A 21,707-nucleotide genomic window follows, 5' to 3' on the forward strand; every position below is an offset into this window, starting at 1 on the left:
GATTGATTTTGCCTTGGGATTTGTGAATATTTGGGATATTACCCGTAATTCTCAATCAAATACTTTACAAACTGCGGGTCTCCGAAATCTCTGGTTCCTGCGTCGTGCTGATTCATCTTGGCAATCTGTGCCATATCATCGTCACTCAGCGAGAAGTCAAAAATGTCGATATTCTGTGCCATGCGCTCTTGATGACTCGACTTGGGAATAGCTACGATGCCACGCTGGGTGAGCCAACGGAGGGCTACCTGAGCTGCTGTCTTATTGTACTTTGATCCTTGTTAGCAAAGAACGTAAGCGCATATGCTTACTCTAGAGAAGGTACTGCTTCAAGGAACATGGTAACTTGTATATTGGTAAGACCTATGACATAGAATCTCATGCACTGGAAATGTAAAAGTCCTGCAATCTCTCGGATTACAGGACTTTTTTCTTGGGGTGCCCGGACGGACTCGAACCGTCGACATTCAGAACCACAATCTGACGCTCTAACCAACTGAACTACGGGCACCATGTTGGTTGCTTCCTTGAAAGCGAGTGCAAAGGTACGCAATTTATTTGAATTGACCAAATAAATTGCGTACTTTTTTTAATTTTCTTTACCGGCAGGTGCTTCTGTTGCCTCTGGAGCTGCTGCAGGAGCCTCTTCAACGGGGCTGGCTTCCAAGCCGTTAGCATTAACTGGGCTGGTTGCAGTGTTTACCTCTACCTGATCAATCAGGTTGGTGCTCTGAGCCTTAGGAGCTACGTATGCACATGCTACGCTGACAACTACCATGAAGCCTGCGAGTGTCCAAGTAGCCTTCTCGATGAAGTCGGTGGTCTTACGTACACCACCAATCTGGTTGTAAGAGGCGAAGTTTGAAGCCAAACCACCACCCTTAGATTCCTGAATCAACACGATGCCTACCATGAGGATGGCGGCAATCACGATGAGGATGATTAAAAGAAAATAAATTCCCATTGTTGTTAATTATTTTTTGTTATTATTTATTATTAATTTCTGCAAGAAGCGTATTTGGTCTGCAAAGTAAACATTTTTTTTCGGATTATCCAAACTTAATTGCTGAATAATTTCTAAAGCTTTGGAATAATTGCCCTGTTTGATGTAAATTCTGGCAAAAGTTTCCGTAAAATACCCCTGTTGCACACCATTTTGCGTATCTGGCGTTGTATCGTCGAGTTCTGGCTTGAGGGTAGGGGTCTCTTTGAGCACTATCTTTCCCTTGTCATTATTTATGAAGGAATCGATGAGGCTGTGACCTATCAGTTGGGGTACCTCGGCAGCCTTCTCGCGATCCTCATCGCTTTCACTCTCAAGGAGATAGGCCACATAATCGACTGCGGCATCGGCTGGTGTAGGCTTGCGCTTGCCTTTCTTCTGGGAGGTCTCCTCCTCTTCCTCCTTAGGCAGGGAATCGAGGAAGTCGTCAATCAGGGAGATAGTACGACTGTCGCGCTCCTCAGGTGTCTGGCGCTGGGCGCCTGATGCGGGGTGCTGGGCTTCAGATGACGGTACGGCCTTCACCATATAGTGGGCTGCCTCAATCATCTGGAAGAGTACCTTTCGGTCGGTGATATAGATAGCTGCACGGCGCAGTTCCTGGTCGAACGAGGGATCGTGGAGCAGGTACAGGTTCTGCAGCATGAGCAGACGTGCCGTCTGGAAGTATGGGTATAGTGCCAGCATAGAGCGCAACTCGTAAAGCGTGTCGCGGTCCATTCTCTCTGGGTGTTCTATGAGTTCTACTATATCCATATTTCTTGCGGTAGCAAATTTTTCACTCTTCACTTTACCCTTAAAATCACCAGTTGGCCACTGTGGCATTGAATATCTGGTCGGTGATTTCCTTGACCATCTGTGTGACCAGCTCTTCCTGCACGGCATTGAGCGACTGTGTGGTCTCGTAGGTAGAGGTGGCCGTAAACTGGCGCTCAAAGTCCTCGTCGTGCTTGGCGTTGTTGGTGAAACGCACGTTGACAGTCATCGACAGCTCCGTCTGTGCTGAATAGCCTTCTGAAGATACCGACTTGTTGCGCTGTTCGTAGCGTACAATCTCGCCCGATATCTGCAGGTCGCCATTACGCTTCACCTGAATGAGCTTGGTGTGGTTGGCATACTGATCCTTCAACTGGTTGTTGAAAATGCTGGCCATAGGTCCCCACACATAACTGGTACGCAGGGGGAAGTCGGCAATCTGGATGGTCTTCGTCTTGTTGTAGTCGATGCTGGCACCGTTGAAGGTGTAGCATGACGACATGAAGAGTGTTGAGATGAAGAACACCAGCATCAGTCCGTATTGCTTCAGTCGGCGATAGAGCGTACGGTCGCTGATACCAAGTTCCTGTGCCGCCTTCTTTCGGTTGCCGTTGTTGCGCTCCAATGCCTTCTCCAGCATCTGACGACTCAGGTCATTGAGGTTCAGGTTCTCCTGCTCAGGCGTAGGCTCGATGTATTCCTCGGCCTCGGCGTCTTCGAGGATGGGGGAGATGGGGTTAATGGGCTGAATGGGCTGAATGGGGGTTATAGCAGGCGAGGGAGACGTCTTCACGTCTTCCATCTGCTTCTTCAACTGACTCATCTCGCGACGCATGTCGTTCACATTGCCGCGCAGTTCGAAAAGGATCTTATAGAGAATCTCGCGCTCATTCTCAAACGAGTGGTCGCTGTTGTTCTTGATAACAGCCAGCTGCGTCGTCTCCTGGTCCTGTGGGATGAAACGGGAGAGAATCTGGGGCGTGATGATACGCTCCTGACTGAGCACGGAAATCTGTTCGGTGATATTCTTCAGCTGACGTACGTTGCCCGGCCATTTATAGCGCATCAACATCTGTTTGGCCTCGTCGGTCAGGGTGACGCGCTCCATATGGTATTTCTCTGCCATCTGCATGGCGAAGAGACGGAACAGCAGTACGATATCCTCACCGCGCTCGCGCAGGGCAGGCATCTGGATGGGGATACTGTTCAGGCGGTAATAGAGGTCCTCACGGAAACGGCCTTCGCTGATGGCCTGTCGGATGTTGACATTCGTTGCCGCCACGATGCGTACGTCGGTCTTACGGATCTCCGTACCACCCACGGGGATATACTCGCCTGTCTCGAGCACACGAAGCAGACGGGCCTGCGTAGCCAGCGGCAGTTCGCCCACCTCATCAAGAAACAGCGTGCCCTTGTTGGCCACACCGAAATAACCTGGTGAGTCGTTGATGGCACCCGTATAGGAACCCTTTACATGACCAAAGAGTTCGGAGTCGATGGTGCCCTCGGGGATAGAACCGCAGTTGATGGCGAAATATTTCTCACGCTTACGTGGTGAGTTGTCGTGAATCACGCGTGGGATAATCTCCTTACCAACACCGCTTTCGCCAACGATGAGCACGCTCAGGTCGGTGGGCGCTACCTGAAGGGCGACGTCCAGAATATGGTTCAAAGCCTCGCAGTTGCCCACGATGTTGTACCTCTGTTTGATGCGTTGTAACTCGGCGTTGTTCATAATTGGCTGACAAAATTACATATTTTTTTTGAAACGGCTGCAAAAATGGCAGAAAAAATTATTCCTCGGGCTTCTTGTGGAAGCGTACCTTCTCGCTCTCGTCGCGACGCTCGTGGTAGAGCTTGGGCAGTGGATTCTCGTAGGGCTTGTCGTAGTTCTGACGGTTGCGCCATACGTCGATAGCCACGTAGATGGCGTTGCGAAGTGACTGCTCGTCGGTGATGTTCTTGCCTGCTGCGGCATAGTTGACACCATGGGCAGGAGCCGTACGGATCAGGTCCAGACCAGTGGTGAAGCGTACGCCGTTCTCATAGGCCACAGCCTTGAAGGGCGTCTGACCCTGGTCGTGATACATGGCCAGCACACCGTCGAAACGATAGTAGGCGCTACGGCCAAAGAAGTCGTCGGCAGCATAGGGACCGAATACCTGGATACCCTTCTCAGCCAGTTCGTTGATGGCAGGGGTGATCACGGTCTGCTCCTCATCGCCCAGCACGCCATCCTCACCGCAACGGGGATTCAGCGCCAGGACAGCGATACGGGGACTGCTGACACGCAGGTCGCGACGCAGTGCCTGATAGAAGATGGTGGCTTTCTCCACGATCTTCTGTTTGGTGATAGACTCCGCGATGTCTTTGATAGCCACGTTGTTGGTTACCAGCGCCACGCGCAGGTCGTCATTGGTCAGGATGGTGAGACCCCTCTTGCCATCATTGAGGGCATGCTCAATATAGTTGGTGTGACCATTGAAGCCCTTGATGCTGTTCTTGCTGACAGGTGCAGTGACCAGCACGTCAAACAAGCCGGCCTTGTAGTCTTCCAACGCCTTGTCGATAGCCACCTTGGCAGCCTCACCCGACTCAGGCGTAGAAGTACCCATCTCAATCTTCGTCTCGTCGTCAACAACAGCGAGCATATTCAGTTTGCCGTCCTGTGCATCCCTGGCATTCCTGATCACGGTAAAGGGCGTGTCGATGCTCAGTGTCTTGCCATGAAAAGCCGCAATCTTGGGCGAGCCATAGACGATGGGCGTGCAGAGCTCCAGCATTGTGGGGTCGGCAAAGGTCTTCAATATGACTTCATAGCCCACGCCGTTGATATCGCCGTGCGTAATGGCTACGCGAATTTTTCTCTCTTCCATAATATTTATTGTTTTTGATTTTTCTTCTTCTCTGTGCTCAGTAGACCGCAGGCTGCAAAGATGTCCTGTCCGCGACTGGCACGAATGGTGGTGAATACACCGTTGGCGGTGAGGTAGTCGCGCAACTGCTCCATCCTGCTGAGGTCGGCACCAGGCAGGTCAACATTGGGAATCTGGTGGAAGCGGATCAGGTTGACACGGCATTCCAGTCCCTTGACCAGACGGACAATCTCGCGACCATGTTCCAGGGTGTCGTTGAGACCACTGAAACAGATATACTCAAACGAACAGCGGCGCTGGTGGGTGAAGTCATACTGCTTCAGCAGTTCCACCACCTCACTGATGTTCATGGCTTTCTCTGCTGGCATCAGCGACAGGCGCTGCTCGTGCAGGGGCGAGTGCATGGAGATGGCCACGTGACACTGGCTCTCGTCGAGGAAGCGCTTCAGTTTGTTCTTCACGCCCACGCTGCTCACCGTGATACGCTTGGGACTCCAGGCATACCCGTCGGCCGCTGTCAGGATCTCCGTCGTCTTCAGCACGTTGTCCAGGTTGTCCATCGGCTCACCCTGACCCATGAATACCACATTGGTCAGCTGGCCGCGCTCGGGTAGGGTATAGATCTGGTTCAGGATATCCGCTGTAGAGAGGTTGCCCTCAAAGCCCTGCTTACCCGTCTGGCAGAACAGGCAGTTCATCTTACAGCCCACCTGACTGGACACGCAGAGCGTGGCACGGTCGCCGTCGGGAATGAAAACCGTCTCGACGAATAAGCCGGAATGTCCGGAAATTCCGGAATCTCCGGAGTTTCCGGTCGTCACGACCGGGAACAGGTATTTGATGGTACCATCCACGCTGCGCTGGCAGTCGATAGGCGGCATAGCGCCTACGCAATACTCGTTGCTCAGACGTTCACGGTTCTGCTTCGAGAGATTCGTCATCTCGTCGATGCTCATCACACCTTTCTCGTAGAGCCACTTGGCTATCTGTCCGCCGGTGAAGGCAGGCATGCCCAACTGCTGCGCCACCTGTTTCAGTTCCGCAGTCGTCAGACCCAGCAGTCTCTTTTTGCTTGTATTACTATCGTTGGCCGATTTTTCCATGTAAGGTGCAAAAGTACGAAAAAATGTTGAATTAGCAAAGTGTTTAATCTTTTTTATTATTGTATAGGCGCGATTCATAAAATAATAAGCACAAGTTTTTGCGAAATGCAGGGTTTTTATTATCTTTGCAGAAATTTTTCTATTTACGGAATGAAAGAACACATAGATATATTCCTGCCTTGTACGGATGAGCGACAGGCAGAACAACTAAAGACAGAACTACTAACAAGCACGTTGGTACAGAATGTGTGGTTTGTTGACGGCATGCGCTCCAGCGAATCACTTAGTGAGATAGCCTCCCAGTCGGCATCACCCTATGTGGCCCTGGTGGTGAAGGATGCTTCGCTGCAACTGGGTCAGGGCGCCTTGGAACGTATGGCGCAGGTGGCCTCTGACAGTGGTGCCATGATGGTCTATGCCGACCATTACGAGAAGAAGGAGGCGGATGGTGAGTGGAAGACGGAGAAACACCCTGCCATCGACTACCAGTTGGGCTCTGTACGCGATGACTTCGATTTCGGTTCACTGTGGCTGGTACGTGGCGACATGCTGCGCCAGTGGGCTCATGAGGCCACGGCGAAATATCAGTATGGCGGACTCTACGACCTGCGTCTCTACCTGAGTCGTCAGGGACAGATACTGCACCTGAACGAGTTGCTCTATACCGAGGTGGAGCGCGATACACGTGCTTCCGGCGAAAAGCAGTTTGACTACGTGAATCCTGCCAACCGTGAGGTGCAGATAGAGATGGAACAGGTGGCTACCCGTCATCTGGAGGCGATTGATGCCTTGGTAGATACCACCAGTCTGCAGACCGTGGATTTCGACGAGCAGCCCTTCGAGGTGGAGGCATCAGTCATCATCCCTGTCTTTAACCGCGCCAAGACCATCGCCGATGCAGTGAAGAGTGCGCTGGAACAGGAGACGAAGTTCAAGTATAATGTCATCGTGGTGGATAATCACTCCACGGACGGCACGGGAGAGATTCTGTCGGGTATGTCGCTGTGCCACAGCGACAAACTCCACGTAATCACTCCTGAGCGCACGGACCTGGGCATTGGCGGCTGTTGGAACATGGCGGTCAATGATACCCATTGCGGACGCTTTGCGGTGCAGTTGGACAGTGACGACCTCTATTCTTCGCCCAAGACGCTGCAGACCATCGTGGATGCTTTCTATAAGCAGAAGGCGGCGATGATTGTGGGCTCTTACAGGATGTGCGACTTCGACCTGAACACCCTGCCGCCGGGACTCATCGCCCATAAGGAGTGGACGGATGAGAACGGACCCAATAACGCCCTGCGTATCAATGGTCTGGGAGCACCGCGTGCTTTCTTCACGCCCCTGTTGCGCCAGGTGCAGTTGCCCAATACCAGTTATGGTGAGGACTACGCCATGGGCCTCTGGTTCTCGCGCAACTACCGCATCGGACGTATCTACGACGAGCTCTACCTCTGTCGCCGTTGGGGAGGCAATAGTGATGCCGCCCTCTCTGTGGACAAGGTCAATGCCAACAACCTGTACAAGGACCGTCTGCGCACCCTTGAGATCAAGGCACGCCAGACTAAGAACTCTCAACTCTCATCTCTCAACTCCCAGCTCTCACCTTTGGATCGCTATTTCGACCGTCAGCTGACGCTGTGGCCTGAGACGCGCAACCGCTATCGGGAACTGAGTCATGTGGAGACACGCGAGTTGAACGTGGGTACCTCTACGTTTGAGGTGCAGTTCAACCCCGCACGTATCTGTTCTACAGGTGCCACCATCACCAAGGAGGCCGTTGCAGCCCGTCCTTGTTTCCTGTGCAGGAAGAACCGTCCCGCACAGCAGTTGACGAAAATACAGGATGTGGACTATGAACTGCTGGTCAACCCATATCCCATCCTCCCCATGCATTTCACCATTCCTGCCCGCAGGCATCAGCCCCAGCAGATCCGTGGCATGTATGGCGAGATGATACAGTTGCTGGGTCATTATCCCGAACTGATGGTCTTCTATAACGGACCGCTCTGTGGTGCCTCGGCACCCGACCATGCCCATCTGCAGGCAGGTACCTCGGGTATCCTTCCCTTGCAGAAAGAGTGGCAGCGCCTGTCGCGCAACCTCACGGAAGTGGCCCGCCGCGGTGATGACGCCACGCTCAGTGTGGTCGAGGATTATCCCTGTGCCGCACTGGTGATTCGTGCACGCAGCCGCCGCAGCAGTGAACGTATGTTTGCCACGCTCTATCACGCCCTGCCTAAGTTGCCCGAACAGACGGAGCCCATGATGAATGTTGTGGCATGGCATGTGGATGATGAGTTTATCTCGGTGGTGTTCCCCAGAAAGAAACACCGTCCCGACTGTTATTATAAGACTGGCGACGAACAGTTGCTGGTGAGTCCCGGTGCCCTGGATATGTCGGGCTACCTCATCACGCCGCGCCGTGAGGACTTCGACCGTATCACGCCCGATATGGCTGAGGCTATCCTGAAGGAGTGCGCCCTCTCTGAGGAGGAGATGGAGGCACTGAAGGAGCGCCTGAAGAAGGATGTGGTCAATGTGAAGCGTCTGTCGAAGATGGGTGAGGAGCCACAGGTCTCCGTGGGTATCGTCAGCGGACAGAAGATTGTGTTCTGCCTGAATGGCGACTATGCCGCAAAGGGTGAGACCATCACGGGGCTCCAGACCGTGGAACTGGCTGAGGGCGGTCTGCTCTGGCGTGGCCAGAACTATCGTGAGCTGCGCTTCCAGCCTCAGGGCGACGAGGTGTCGTTCACGCTCCATGATGTCACCATCGGTGTAGGGTTCCACTGGGAACGACAGGAGAAACAGACGTTCCGTGGCACGCTCCGCCTGGTGGTCGAGGCTGATAAGGTGCTGGCTATCAATGAACTGCCTGTGGAGCAGTACCTGGAGAGTGTGATTTCCAGTGAGATGAGTGCCACCTCTTCGCCCGAACTGTTGAAGGCGCATGCCGTCATCTCCCGTTCGTGGTTGCTTTATCAGATCAAGAAACGTGCCGAGAGTGGCGAGCGCAAGGATAATAATTTCTTCTCGTTTGTGAAGAAGGAGGACGAACTGCTTCGCTGGTACGACCGTGAGGACCATACCCTGTTTGATGTCTGTGCCGACGACCACTGTCAGCGCTATCAGGGTATCACCCGTGCCTCGTCGCCTGCTGTGGCCGAGGCTATCAAGGCTACCCGCGGACAGGTGCTGGTCTATGACAACGAACTCTGTGATGCCCGCTTCTCGAAATGCTGCGGTGGTCAGACGGAGGAGTTCCAGTATTGCTGGGAGAATATCAAGAAACCTTACCTGGTGTCGGTGAGCGACCCCTTCTGTCATACCTCCGACAAGCGTATCCTCTCGCAGGTGCTCAACGACTATGACCAGGAGACGCCCGACTTCTATGAGTGGCGTGTGGAATATACGCAGGAGGAACTCACCGAACTGGTGAACCGCAAGACGAAGCTCGACCTGGGTGATATCCTGGACCTGGTGCCGCTGGACCGTGGTGAGAGCGGACGTATCTGGCGCCTGCAGATTGTGGGCAGCAAGCGTTCCTTCATCATCGGTAAGGAACTCGAGATCCGCCGTGCACTCAGTGAGACGCATCTTTACAGCAGTGCCTTCAAAGTGAAGAAAGTACAAACCTCAAACCCCAATTCTCAAACCTCAAACCTTAAATTCATCCTCAAAGGTCGTGGATGGGGACACGGTGTAGGTCTCTGTCAGATTGGTGCCGCCGTGATGGGTGAGAAAGGTTATGATTACGATGATATCCTCTTATATTATTATAGAGGTGCAGAAATAAAGCAGGAATACTAAAAACAATAAATACTAATATGATGAATAAACGTAATCCCTGGGCGTGGATACCTACGCTCTATATGGCAGAAGGACTGCCAAATGTGATTGTGACATCTGTCGCTGTGGTGCTTTACATGCAGATGGGACTGACCGATGCCGAGATAGGTCTGTATACGGGTTGGCTGGGCCTGCCGTGGATTATCAAGCCCTTCTGGAGCCCGTTTGTCGACTTGTGTAAGACGAAGCGCTGGTGGGTACTGGCCATGCAGTTGCTGTTGGGCTCGTCCCTGGCAGGTATCGCCTTCACGCTCAACACGGACTTCTGGTTCCAGGGCACCATGTTCTGCTTCTTCCTGATGGCTTTCTCGAGTGCCACGCACGATATCGCCGCTGATGGCTATTACATGCTGGAGCTCGATGAACACCAGCAGGCGTGGTTCGTAGGTATCCGTAACACGTTCTACCGTCTGGCCGTCATCTTCGGCAATGGCGCGCTGGTACCCCTGGCGGGCTACCTGCAGACCCTCTATCCAGACCGGAACGCCTTTACCTGGAGCCTGGTGTTCTATGGCGTGGCAGCCCTGTTTATCGCCTTCTGGCTGTGGCATTGCTACCTGATGCCCAAGTCGGATGCCGATGTGCGCAACCACGTTACGGCCAAGGAAGTGGCCAGTGGCCTGCTGGATATGTTCAAGGTGTTCTTCACCCGTATGCCCTGGCGCGAACTGCTTTGCGCGGTGGTGTTCATCATGTTCTACCGTTTCCCCGAGGCGTTGCTCAATGCCATGAGCAAGACCTTCCTGACACGTTCGCAGGAGGATGGCGGACTGGGACTGTCGCTGGCCGAGTATGGTATCAGCTATGGCACCGTGGGACTCATCGGCCTGTTGCTGGGCGGTATCGTCGGTGGCTGGCTGGCCAGTCGCGACGGACTGAAGCGCTGGCTGTGGCCTATGGTATGTGCCATCACCCTGCCCGATGTGGTCTATGTCTATATGAGTTATGCCATGCCCGATAACATGGTGCTGGTCAGCTCGTGCATCTTCATCGAACAGTTTGGCTATGGCCTTGGCTTCACGGCGCTCACCCTCTATATGCTCTATTTCAGCATGGGTCCGTTCAAGACCTCGTTCTACGCTATCTGCACGGGTCTCTCGTACCTGGGCCTGCAGGTACCGGCCATGTTCTCCGGTTTCCTGAAGGATGCGGTGGGCTATCAGACCTTCTTCCTGATTGTCATGGCGCTGTGTGGCGTCACCTTCCTGGTGGCCTGGTTCGTGAAGATCGACCCCGAGTTCGGTAAAAAGAAATAAGGCGTGATGGGCAATCAGGGCAGAATGACACCATGGCTCTCCTCTTTGTATTTCGCAAAGGGGATGCCACGCGTTGTTATCTTTGTCATTGTACTGCTGATGCTCCGCCAGATGGGCCTGACCATGAGTGCCTGTCTGTGTGGCGTGTCCGTGATGTACCTGCCCTGGGTGCTGAAAGTGTGGTGGAAACCATGGGTAGGCCGGGTGCTGAACTACCGTCTGTGGATCCTGCTGACGCAGTTCCTCCTGGCCACGGCCTTCGGCTTCCTGGCCTGTCTGCTGTCGGCGGAAGGTGCCATGTGGGGCCTGCTGGTCCTGATATCCTGGCTCACCGCCCTGCATAATGTGGCGGCCGACGAGTTCTCGCGTTCTCACCCCTTAGCCCCTCATCACTCCATTGTCCAGGAACTGTTCCGTAAATTCGCCCTGGTCGTGGGCCAGGGTGTGCTGCTGGTGCTGGCAGGCAACCTGCAGATATTCTACCGCCACGACATGCTCTATGCCTGGCGCGTGCTGTTCTATTTCCTGTCGGGCTTCTTCATGCTGCTCTTCTTCTGGCACATCTGGACACTGCCCCGCACACGTTGTGCGGATGAGGCTGATGACGCCCCCTCCCTGCCACAGAAACAGCGCGGCTGGTACCGCGGCGTGTTTTTCCTGCTTTTCTACGCCTTTGCGCAGGCTATGGTGGGCAAGGTGAGCATCCTGTTCCTGATAGACACCTTCCGCAATGGCGGTGTGGGCCTGTCGCCCCAGGAGTTTGGCTTCGTGATGGGTATCGTGGGTATCGTGGCCCTGACCTTTGGCGGTTTCCTGGGCAGGAAGGCTGTCCGTCGTTTCGGACTCTACCATTGCCTGATGCCCATGACGCTCTGCATGCTGATACCCTGCGTGGTCTATGTGGCCCTCAGCTACTGGCAACCCGAGGACCTGCTGCTGGTGGGCGCCGGCGTACTGGTAGACCAGTTGGCCTACGGACTGGGCTTCGCCGCCTACCTGTCCTACCTGAAACTCACCCACTACCGCGAGTGCGGCAAGTCGCTCATGGCTCTCTCACTGCTGTTAGGATGCTTGGTTCCAGGTCCTTTGGTGTATGCGTTGGGCTATAACGCTTTCTTTGTTTTGTCGCTAGCGGTCTCGTTCCTAACGATACTCTCATCCTTGATGTTAAGAAAGCATATAACTCTTAACTCTTAATTCTCAATTCTCAATTCTCAATTCTCAAATCTCAATTCTCAAATCTCAAATCTCAAATCTCAAATCCCCAGTCCTCCCTGGAACGACAGGTCCACGGCCTTGCTCTGCTGGATGCGAGAGTAGGGGGGCACATCATTTGTCACCCAGATGTTACCACCGATAATAGAGTGGTGACCAATGGTGATGCGTCCCAGAATAGAAGCGTTTGAATAGACGGTGACATGGTCCTCGATAATTGGGTGACGAGGTATGTTCAGCATATTGCCGTTCTCGTCGTAGCGGAAACTCTTGGCACCCAAAGTCACACCCTGATACAATGTCACGTGGTTGCCGATGATGGCAGTCTCTCCAATCACCACACCCGTGCCATGGTCAATAGCGAAATATTCGCCAATCTTTGCACCAGGGTGGATATCGATACCAGTCCTTGAATGGGCCTGCTCTGTGATGATACGGGGAATGACGGGCACCTCCATCAGGTGCAGCACATGAGCAATGCGGTAGTGCGTCATCGTGTTCATCACGGGATAGCAGTAAATCACCTCACCATAGTTGGTGGCAGCTGGGTCACTCTGGAACATAGCCTCCACATCCGTATAGAGCAGGCGCTTCACTTCGGGTAGTTGGTCTATGAACTGCAGGGCCAGGTCTTCTGCCGAACGGAGTATCTGCTCCTCGGAACAGTCACAGTCCTCACAAAACTGCATGCCGCGTGCTATCTGGCGCTTCAGCAGGTTGTAGAGCTCGTCCATGCTCACGCCAATATGGTAAGAACGCATCTTCTCGTCACTCTGACGCTTGTGGAAATAGTCGGTGAAGATGATGTCCTTACACAGACTCACAATACGTCTTACCTCTTCTACACTAGGCATCGGAGCTGTACCTGCGGGCATCATGTCACGCTCGCGTTCCGATAGCTTTGACAGTTTGGCTACGTTTCTCTGTAGCACCTCGTTCAGCTTGTCCTGTTCCATCTGTGTCAGTCTGTTTGGGTTGTCTTATCTGATAAACAGCAGTTCGCGATATTTGGGCAGTGTCCACAGGCCGTCCTCCACGATCAGTTCCAGTTTGTCGATCTCCTTGCGGATAGCTTCCATGTGGGGACAAACGGTGTCGTGATACTGGATGGCGCGCTCGTGGATATCCTCGATGCGGTTGGCCACACGACGGGCATCCGTCAGTTCCTCAACCAACTGTTCTATTCTCTCCGTACGCTCTGCAATCTCCTCAATCAGCTTCATGTTACGTGTTGACAGGCGTTCGGCACGCTCTGCGGGGAATACCTCCTTCATGCCCTGCACGTTCTTGATGAGTTTACTCTGGTAGTGTGTAGCCACAGGGATGATGTGGTTCATGGCCAGGTCGCCCAGCACACGTGCCTCGATCTGCACCGTCTTCACATACATCTCCCATTTCACCTCGTTGCGGGCCTCCAGCTCCTTCTTGTTCATCACCTTCGTGCTCTCAAACATCTTGATGCTTGACTCGTCGAGGTAGTGCTCAAAAATCACGGGGCACGACTTCTCTACATCCAGTCCGCGCTTAGCGGCCTCCTTAACCCATTCCTCAGAGTAACCGTTGCCGTCGAAGCGGATAGGCTTACAGGTCTTCACATCGTCCTTCAGTACCTCAAGCAGCGCCTGTATCTTGTCCTCTCCCTTGGCAATCTTGGCGTCCACTCTTTCCTTGAAAGAATTCAGTGCCTCTGCCATCGCTGCGTTCAGTGCTATCATGGCACTGGCGCAGTTCACGCTCGAACCGGGAGCACGGAACTCGAAGCGGTTGCCGGTGAAGGCGAAGGGTGACGTGCGGTTACGGTCTGTATTATCCACCACGAGGTCAGGAATCTGTGGAATGTCAATCTCCATGCCCTGCTTGCCCTTCAGGTTGAAGAGCTCGTTGGTCTCTGATGTCTCAATATGGTTCAGCACCTCGGTGAGCTGTGTGCCCAGGAACGAACTGATAATGGCGGGAGGAGCCTCGTTGCCACCCAGACGGTGCGCATTCGTGGCACTCATGATGCTGGCCTTCAGCAGACCGTTGTGATGATATACGGCCATCAGCGTCTCCACGATAAACGTGATGAAACGCAGGTTCTCTTCCGGTGTGGTACCAGGTGCGTGGAGCAGCACGCCATTGTCGGCACTGAGACTCCAGTTGCAGTGCTTACCGCTACCGTTGATGCCGTCGAAGGGTTTCTCGTGGAGCAACACGCGGAAACCGTGCTTGCGGGCCACCTTCTTCATCAGACTCATCAACAGCATGTTATGGTCTACGGCCAGGTTGCACTCCTCAAAGATAGGAGCCAGCTCAAACTGGTTGGGTGCCACCTCGTTGTGACGTGTCTTCACGGGGATAGCCAGTTCCAGCGACTGTATCTCGAGGTCCTTCATGAAGGCCTGCACACGGTCGGGGATGGTACCAAAGTAGTGGTCATCCATCTGCTGGTTCTTCGCACTCTCGTGGCCCATCAGCGTACGACCCGTCATCAGCAGGTCAGGACGGGCAGAGTAGAGACCCTCGTCCACGAGGAAGTACTCCTGTTCCCAGCCCAGGTTCACCTGCACCTTGGTCACGTCGTCATAGAAATACTGGCAAACATCCTTAGCGGCCTTGTTCACGGCGTGGATAGCACGGAGCAGGGGAGCCTTGTAGTCCAGGGCCTCACCCGTATAGGCGATAAAGATGGTGGGGATACACAGTGTGTCGTCGATGATAAACACGGGCGATGTGGGGTCCCAGGCTGAGTAGCCGCGTGCCTCGAAGGTATTGCGGATACCGCCGTTGGGGAATGAACTGGCGTCGGGCTCCTGCTGAACCAGCAGCTTGCCACTGAATTTCTCAATCATGCCACCCTTGCCGTCGTGCTCTACGAAGGCATCGTGCTTTTCGGCTGTACCCTCTGTCAGGGGCTGGAACCAGTGTGTGTAGTGCGTCACACCCATCTCAAGAGCCCATTGTTTCATGCCTGCAGCCACAGCGTCGGCTATTGAGCGGTCCAGTCGGGCACCGTTATCCATCACGTCAATCATCTTGTCGTAGATGTCCTTTGGCAGGTATTTGTACATCTTCTGACGATTGAAAACATACTTGCCAAAATACTCAGAAGGGCGCTCTGAGGGCGCCTTCACATCGAGGGCGTGCTTCTTAAACGCCTCTTCTACTACCTGAAATCTTAAGTTGTTTGCCATTGCCTTCTCTAAAATTTAGGTGCAAAGGTAGTGCAAACCGAGCGAAATACAAAGGAAAAAGTCATTTTTCTTTGATTTCCGAGGTGCAGCCTACCTTCGACCGTAGGTCAGAGGTAGTGCTTTTAGTAGGCCTACGCCCCTCACCGGCTGATGGCAAAGCCGATGGAGGGACGTGGTTTGGGCACTTCTATCTGACAGATATCATCAGGGGTGAGCAGGCGGAGCATACCTTTCTCCGTGGGACGCTCCCTGACGCAGCGCTTGGCATGCTGGATATAGATACGGTCCAGCAGGTTGCCTATAAAACGGGCATTACCCCATGTCTGCGGGTCGCGCTGCTGATAGGCCTCTGCCAGCACGTCGCGGTATTTGTCCCACGCCTCGGGGGTAAACTCATATTCGTACTCCCTCACGCGCCTGCGGGTAATCTCCAGCAGTTCCTCGATGGAGAAATCCGTGAACTCAAACTTATTGGGGAAGCGCGACTGCAGTCCGGGGTTGCTGTCCAGAAGTTTCTGCATCGGTTCCTTATACCCACAGAGCACCACGGCTATGTCGCGCTGGGTCTCGTCGGCCAGGATGTTCATCAGCAACTGTATCACCAGTTTGCCCGGGTCCGTCTCGTGCTTGCCGTTCAGCAGGTAGGCCTCGTCAATCATCAGCACGCCGCCCTTTGCCATCTCCAGCACCTGGTTCATGGAGCGCTCCTCGTCGCCCCATAGCGTACCGATAAACGTGCCGCGGTCGCACATCACCACATGGCCCTTCGACAGTGCCCCCGCCTGATGGAGCAGTGAACCGAATATCTTGCAGACGGTGGTCTTGCCTGTGCCCGGCCTGCCCAGGAACACGCTGTGGAGCGACACCTCGTGCTGCTTACTCGTGGGGAACGACTTCTGCATCATCTTGTTGTATTGCGTCAGCGCCACCAGCTCGTCCATCCTCCGCTTGATGTCCTCGCAACCTACCAGTTTCTCCAGTTCCTTTCGCGGATTGGGAATCGGACGCAGTATCTTCACCTTCACGCTCAGGTTCAGGTTCTGCTCTATCTCGCCCGAGGGGAATGTGATGTCCTCGTCGTCATCCTTATCCTCATCCTCCTTATCCCCTGTTACAGCGTCGTTCATGTCGTAGTCGTCATCCTCCTCGTCCACCTCGTCCTCCTCATTGCCCATAGGCACATACAGGTCGTTGAAGGGACTCGTGGCATCCTCCACCAGCACCTTGCCGTACGGCATACGGTCCTCGTAGAGCTTCACCCTGCGGCGCTTCAGGTTCGTCATCTTGTCAAACACCTTGATCTCGGCAAACTCCTCGTCGAGGGGCGACAAAGCAGGCTCTTTTATCGTCTTTCCCGTGAGTACCACGCCAAACAGGCTCACATAGTGGCGGCTATTCTCCAGACGCGTCTCTATGATGTTCAGCACCGCCTTCACACGCGCCTCAGGCCCCGTCTTCTCCTCCCTGCCACTGGTATCCAGCAGCACCACCACCAGGTTGTGGTTTGAGGCATAGACAAATAGTCTGTCGTTGGCAACCTCCGGACAGAAGTCCTTCAGTTCCTTAGAGTATATATCCGAATTTGTGGCCAGTTCATCCATGTATTGCCAAATGGTCTCTCTTGTCTGTTTCTGAAAACCGTAGATAAGTCTCCTTATTCCAATCAAAAAATTATTCATCCTATAAACATCTTTAATAACAACCAAAAATCACATCAGAATGCCCTTAGCAAAAAGGGCGCAAGAGTCTTCAGACAAATGCCCAGCGGGCATCCGTCCTTACTATCATAGAGTTTTCTTCTCAGAGTTCTCTATCACATACTTTCTTCAATTGTAGCAATATGTCAAAGAACACAGATACCGTGCCCGACCTCAGGTCGCTTGCTGGCAACGGGACGCAGAAACGCAAGGCCAAAACCTGCATCCAGGCTTTGCTGCACCTCCCGTCTTCGAAGCATAGCCCCAAAGCGCGCTCGGCAGTAAATCATTTCCTTGATCGTTCCTTTCATTGTTACAATTGTTTTGATTGTTGTGATAGTTTTACGATGGCAAAAGTATATATTTCCCCCATATCCTCCAAATATTTTTTCGGAAATCGGTCTAATTTTAACATTTGATGAGGTTAGGGTAGGGGATGTCTACAATTTCGACATGAACCGCTCCTTGTCGACAATGAACCTGAGGTGGGTGCCCTCACCAAGCAGGGTGTCGCCACAGTAGGCGGCCACCTTGAACGTAATCTTCTTGCCGTCAACCTTGGTCACCTCTGCAGTGGCAGTCACCTTGTCGCCCACTTTCGTGGGTCTGAGATGGGATGACTCGATATGACCGCCAACGGTGGTGCTCCCCTCTGGCAACTCCTTGGCAACGGCCTTCATGGCCGCATTCTCCATCAAAGCCATCATGGCGGGAGTGGCCAACACAGGCATATCGCCGGAACCCATCTTTACTGCTGTGACATCATCAGTCACCGTCAACTCACTTGTATATTTCAATCCTGTCTCTATCATATTGTAAATCCTTATGTGTTGTCATTCTCGCTGCAAAGGTACGAAATAATGTGGACTTTTGATGACCTTTTCAATGCAATTATTATAGCAGAGGGAATCTTAGGTCAAAGGCCTCTGAATAAGGAATCAGCTGATTTCCTTCGCGGTTGTCTTTCCACGCTTCTTCTACGTGACTCATTTCTATGACTTCCTGCGTAGTCATCGGACGAAGCTTGTCTGATACCAACTTTAGTATCTCCAGCTCTTCTGATGTGAAGACGCTGGCATCGTATGACTGGCAACTCAATCGTGTGCTCTCCATATTATGGGATATAACGATTTCTTTGTCGATACCGTCGATGTTGTCATAGATGGTGTCGTAGTGAACAGGAACAGGACCATATTGAATAGCCTGGTATTCTAGTCCGCTGATGGAAATGCCTCTTTGCTTGTAGTTCAGGAAATCGGCATAGAACATTGCTTTGTTGAGTTTTGTAGGGAAGATGCCCCCTTCCTGGGATATAAGGAATTTTACCATTTCCGAAACTTTGCTGACATTCAAGGCACCGAAACCATTATAGATGGAACGGCGGATGCCCCGATAGATCAGGCGCTTCTGGACTTCACTCTCAGGTCTCGTTTCTGATGCGTATACAGCATGATATACTTTTTCGTATTCTGCTTCGTCAAACTCTGCCCGACTGTCTTCCAGCAGATGCAGCATGAAGGCTCTGTTCATGGCTGCAGAAAGCAGTTTCCCGTTTGATTCAGAGGGCATCTGTCCCTTTTCATATTGTGCATACTGATTAACGCCAAAACCGAGAATCTTGGTGATTTGCTGGTAGTTAAGGCTGTATCTCAGTCGGATACCCTTTATTTCCTCAGGGAATGGTATCCCATGATTGACACGATACTGGGAATAGAGCTCGTTGAACAGAAGCTCATCCTGTTCGGTCGTGGTAAACTTCTCGCCGGTATCCTCGCAAACGTAATAGCGTACATGAACCGAGAACTTCTCCTTCCGGAACTCATGTTCTTCGATTGTACTAACTTCCTTTACCTTTCCTCCAGTGAATGGACTTTTTAGTTCAACATACTTTTCCATTTTTTTTCCTCCTTATTATTTATTTGCATACTTGATAGGATGCTCGGCCACATGAAACGAGATACATATCGTTTTGCTGTTTGTCTGTCCAAGAGCTATCTTGATATATAACTCCGTACCGTCCATATCTCGTCCAAATACCCACATCTCATTGAAGAAGTCGGCTGGCAGCGTTTCCACGTAATCGTCACTGCTCAGTTGGCGTACTATCTCGTCTCTTGCCTTAGGTGTAATACCAAGTGCTTTTAGTGCTTCTGCGTTCTTATCTCTGTCTAAGTAGAAGATTCCCCATATATCAAACTTGATGTTGAATTGATTTAGAAACTGCTCTACTTCTTGCTTCGTTTTTATCATTAGTTGTTATATTTTGGTGCAAAGATACAAAAAAAATGTGATTGTGTCACTTTTTGGTGGAAAATTTTATTGCTAACAAACTTTTTAGTGTAAAAAATAGGCGTTTTTTCTCATTATCTGCTGTACTGCTTTTCTGGCAGTGACTCTCGCTCTTCTCTCGCTTTAGCCTTACTGTAGACATACTACTGCCATAGTCTAGCCATACTGCAGCCTTACTCTAGCCTTACTCTAGCCATACTCGTGAGTAAGGCTAGATGCAGCTTGGAAGCAGCTTAGAAGCAGAGTGATAGCAGCCTAAAAGCAGGCTAAAGCATTTCTTAACAGTAAAGTATGTAGTTCGCTGATTTCGGTTGTCAGTTTTAAATCTTACGACTAGAATCTATTGACGGGTTAATAATTAAAAACTGTTTTCAGTTGACGGCCGTCCGCGGTACGACTGATTTAAGTTTACTATGATGTTCCCATCGTCGTTTTCCACTTAATGTTTGCCATGCTAAGAGGTAGGACAATGACAAGGGAGTGAAATAACTATTATTTAATATGTATAAAGCGATTCCTGGCGACAGGAATCGCTTTTTTTGTGCCATTTTGTGTTTTATGTCACTACACAAATTTATGGTTTTAGTGAAAAAGTCATCTTTTTTGATAATTTTTTCTACAATTTATATGGTCTTTCACATTTTTTTTGTATTTTTGAAGCCGAAATAACCTAAAACAACGAATCCCTTAAGAATGCTTGGAGTGGAATATACTCCTATTGTTCTATAAAACAATGAACGAGATATGGCTGATAGAAACGAAAAGCAAGTATTCATTAGCTATTCCAGATTTGATTATTTGGACAGCAATAAGCAGGTCATCCCTGGTAATGCAATATCTAAAGTAATGGATGCCTTCAATAATGCCGGCATTACATATTGGATAGATGAGAGGGGTATTTATTCTGGTGATGAATTCGTCCCTCTGATTTCTAAAGCAATCAAAGCCTGTGATGTTTTTCTTTTTATATCGTCTGCAGCATCCAACGCTTCCGACTGGACAAGCAATGAGATTGCTGCTGCCTATATGTATAAAAAGAAAATTATTCCATTCCGGATAGATGAATCTACCTATAATGATTCAATTATTATGTTTATTGCTAAGTTGGATTATATCGACTATAATGTAAATCCTGATATGGCGATAAGTCGTATGGTTGGTTCTGTTCTGGAATATCTTAAAATACAGAATTTTGAAAAAGAAAAGCAGGAAAAGGAAAAAGAGAATGAAAGAAAGAAAAAGCTTCAGGAGCAGAAGAAACTCATTTCAGAAATCGAACTCTCTGCTGCAGAACTCGATAACGATGAACGTGATGCAGAATTAAAGCGTCGTCGATTAATAAATAGCGTGCAGAATGTTGAGGATGAGGGTGAGAGAGAACGATTATTGAACATGATTGAAAACAGTGGCTCACTATATAAGAAGCACAAAGACGAGGTTCAGAAACTTACAGGTACGATTGAACAACTAACTAATGAGCGGAATTGCTTGAAGAAGGATTCATATAATACAGATAATTCTCACAAGAATACAGGTATAGCTCGCATTTTTAATGGATATAATATAACGATATCTTTTTTAGTTCTTTGTATCCTTGGGCTTGCCTTCTATTTTGCAATTAGTCTGCATTCAAAATCTGAAGAAGTGAATTATTATCAAGAGCTAGTAGACGAACTTCAAATAGAACTTCAAATAAGAGATAGCGTTTTATGCGACAGTATATATTCTCTCCATAATGCATACTCGAATCAAATTATAAAGGCTGCGAATTATAAAATGAAAAAGTAATAATACTAGCGTCTCGTTTTAATGGGATGCCACTGAACGCAAAAATGTAATCTTTAATTATGAACAAGTTAGATGAACGTGGCTGGAAAATATTAGTTTCAGCAATTATGAATAGTGAGGTTGTTCCAATTATTGGCAAAGAACTATTCAAAGTTAATGGCGAGCCCTTGCAGACCTATATTAATAAACTGTAGTTCGCTGATTTAGGTTGTCAGTTTTCTATCTTACGAATAGAATCTGTTGACGGGTTAATAATAAAAAACTGTTTTCAGTTGACAGCCGTCCGCGGTACGACTGATTTACGTTTACTATGATGCTTCCATCGTCGTTTTTCGCTTAATGTTTGCCATGCTAGGAGGTAGGACAATGACAAGGGAGTGAAATAACTAATATTTAATATGTATAAAGTGATTTCTGGCGACAGGAATCGCTTTTTTTTGTTCTTTTTTTATTTTTTTTTGTGATTTTCTTCTTTGTTTTAATTTTTTTTCTTAATTTTACCCCCGATTCTCAACGTCAAGAGTCTCTGGGATATAGATGGAGAGTCCGATATCGCCCACAGGATGATTGACAGACCACGCCGAGCCGAGAGTGGCAATGCTGCTAGGAATAGTGAGCATAGGCTAGGGAAAACGAGAGTCACTACATTTTGTAGAAAGGCGTTTACTTCGTTTATCGAGTATGGATCTCACGCTCTTT

17 protein-coding genes, 1 tRNA gene and 2 pseudogenes are annotated in these 21,707 nt (G+C 50.8%); 5 read left to right on the top strand and 15 right to left on the bottom strand.

Going from position 1 to position 21,707, the window contains the following annotated elements; translation table 11 throughout:
- Positions 1 to 38: 38 nt before the first annotated feature.
- The 8 genes and pseudogenes from L6466_RS04200 to rlmN all read right to left on the bottom strand — a co-directional run.
- Positions 39 to 278, bottom strand: a pseudogene (locus tag L6466_RS04200) (aldo/keto reductase); the annotation flags it as partial.
- Between the two features lie 156 nt (positions 279 to 434).
- A tRNA-His gene (locus tag L6466_RS04205) sits at positions 435 to 511 on the bottom strand.
- Between the two features lie 78 nt (positions 512 to 589).
- The gene (secG, locus tag L6466_RS04210; protein ID WP_091819096.1) at positions 590 to 958 is read right to left on the bottom strand and encodes a preprotein translocase subunit SecG; all 369 of its coding nucleotides are present in this window, start codon (positions 956 to 958) and stop codon (positions 590 to 592) included.
- 15 nt (positions 959 to 973) lie between these two features.
- A complete protein-coding gene (locus L6466_RS04215) occupies positions 974 to 1,759 on the bottom strand; it encodes a DUF8458 domain-containing protein (protein WP_237801981.1) in 786 nt (261 codons plus the stop codon).
- Positions 1,760 to 1,805: 46 nt separating this feature from the next.
- Positions 1,806 to 2,291 carry an LptE family protein gene (gene lptE / locus L6466_RS04220; protein WP_308418235.1) on the bottom strand — a complete coding sequence of 162 codons (486 nt, stop codon included), beginning with the start codon at positions 2,289 to 2,291 and terminating at the stop codon, positions 1,806 to 1,808.
- A pseudogene (locus tag L6466_RS04225) lies at positions 2,292 to 3,494 on the bottom strand (sigma-54 interaction domain-containing protein); the annotation flags it as partial.
- Positions 3,495 to 3,552: 58 nt separating this feature from the next.
- Positions 3,553 to 4,635: a 4-hydroxythreonine-4-phosphate dehydrogenase PdxA gene (gene pdxA / locus L6466_RS04230; protein WP_237801980.1), complete on the bottom strand. Its 1,083-nt coding sequence runs from the start codon at positions 4,633 to 4,635 to the stop codon at positions 3,553 to 3,555.
- Positions 4,636 to 4,640: 5 nt separating this feature from the next.
- On the bottom strand, positions 4,641 to 5,738 hold the full coding sequence (rlmN, locus tag L6466_RS04235; RefSeq protein ID WP_237801979.1) for a dual-specificity RNA methyltransferase RlmN: 1,098 nt from the start codon (positions 5,736 to 5,738) through the stop codon (positions 4,641 to 4,643).
- Between the two features lie 150 nt (positions 5,739 to 5,888).
- Between rlmN and L6466_RS04240 the strand changes: the two genes are divergently transcribed.
- The 3 genes from L6466_RS04240 to L6466_RS04250 all read left to right on the top strand — a co-directional run bounded on the left by L6466_RS04240 (position 5,889) and on the right by L6466_RS04250 (position 12,043).
- A complete protein-coding gene (locus L6466_RS04240) occupies positions 5,889 to 9,551 on the top strand; it encodes a DUF4922 domain-containing protein (RefSeq protein WP_237801978.1) in 3,663 nt (1,220 codons plus the stop codon).
- Positions 9,552 to 9,571: 20 nt separating this feature from the next.
- Entirely contained in the window at positions 9,572 to 10,846 is a 1,275-nt protein-coding gene (locus L6466_RS04245) for an MFS transporter (RefSeq protein WP_371836492.1), read from the top strand.
- A gap of 63 nt (positions 10,847 to 10,909) precedes the next feature.
- A complete protein-coding gene (locus L6466_RS04250) occupies positions 10,910 to 12,043 on the top strand; it encodes an MFS transporter (RefSeq protein WP_237801977.1) in 1,134 nt (377 codons plus the stop codon).
- A 59-nt stretch (positions 12,044 to 12,102) separates the two neighbouring features.
- On the opposite strand, the gene epsC is transcribed toward L6466_RS04250, so the two are convergent.
- The 6 genes from epsC to L6466_RS04280 all read right to left on the bottom strand — a co-directional run bounded on the left by epsC (position 12,103) and on the right by L6466_RS04280 (position 19,181).
- Complete coding sequence (gene epsC / locus L6466_RS04255; RefSeq protein WP_091819082.1) at positions 12,103 to 13,017, bottom strand: serine O-acetyltransferase EpsC; 915 nt, start codon at positions 13,015 to 13,017, stop codon at positions 12,103 to 12,105.
- Positions 13,018 to 13,041: 24 nt separating this feature from the next.
- On the bottom strand, positions 13,042 to 15,234 hold the full coding sequence (locus L6466_RS04260) for a glutamine synthetase III family protein (RefSeq protein WP_091819083.1): 2,193 nt from the start codon (positions 15,232 to 15,234) through the stop codon (positions 13,042 to 13,044).
- Positions 15,235 to 15,374: 140 nt separating this feature from the next.
- Positions 15,375 to 16,913, bottom strand: a complete 1,539-nt coding sequence (locus L6466_RS04265; protein WP_237801976.1) for an AAA family ATPase — start codon at positions 16,911 to 16,913, stop codon at positions 15,375 to 15,377.
- A gap of 458 nt (positions 16,914 to 17,371) precedes the next feature.
- Positions 17,372 to 17,743, bottom strand: coding sequence for a thioesterase family protein (locus L6466_RS04270; protein ID WP_237801975.1), 372 nt, complete (start codon positions 17,741 to 17,743; stop codon positions 17,372 to 17,374).
- An 82-nt stretch (positions 17,744 to 17,825) separates the two neighbouring features.
- The gene (locus L6466_RS04275) at positions 17,826 to 18,827 is read right to left on the bottom strand and encodes a type II toxin-antitoxin system antitoxin SocA domain-containing protein (RefSeq protein WP_237801974.1); all 1,002 of its coding nucleotides are present in this window, start codon (positions 18,825 to 18,827) and stop codon (positions 17,826 to 17,828) included.
- 15 nt (positions 18,828 to 18,842) lie between these two features.
- Entirely contained in the window at positions 18,843 to 19,181 is a 339-nt protein-coding gene (locus L6466_RS04280) for a type II toxin-antitoxin system MqsR family toxin (RefSeq protein WP_237801973.1), read from the bottom strand.
- Between the two features lie 783 nt (positions 19,182 to 19,964).
- Here L6466_RS04280 and L6466_RS04285 point away from each other — a divergent pair.
- Positions 19,965 to 21,008 (top strand): toll/interleukin-1 receptor domain-containing protein, encoded by a 1,044-nt coding sequence (locus tag L6466_RS04285; protein ID WP_237801972.1) that lies wholly within the window; start codon positions 19,965 to 19,967, stop codon positions 21,006 to 21,008.
- A 59-nt stretch (positions 21,009 to 21,067) separates the two neighbouring features.
- Positions 21,068 to 21,202 (top strand): hypothetical protein, encoded by a 135-nt coding sequence (locus L6466_RS14225; RefSeq protein ID WP_255779752.1) that lies wholly within the window; start codon positions 21,068 to 21,070, stop codon positions 21,200 to 21,202.
- Between the two features lie 303 nt (positions 21,203 to 21,505).
- Here the strand turns inward: L6466_RS14225 and L6466_RS14230 are convergent, their stop codons facing one another.
- Positions 21,506 to 21,628, bottom strand: coding sequence for a hypothetical protein (locus L6466_RS14230; RefSeq protein ID WP_255779751.1), 123 nt, complete (start codon positions 21,626 to 21,628; stop codon positions 21,506 to 21,508).
- Positions 21,629 to 21,707: the final 79 nt, after the last annotated feature.

Source organism: Prevotella communis, assembly GCF_022024175.1.
GTDB lineage: Bacteria > Bacteroidota > Bacteroidia > Bacteroidales > Bacteroidaceae > Prevotella > Prevotella communis.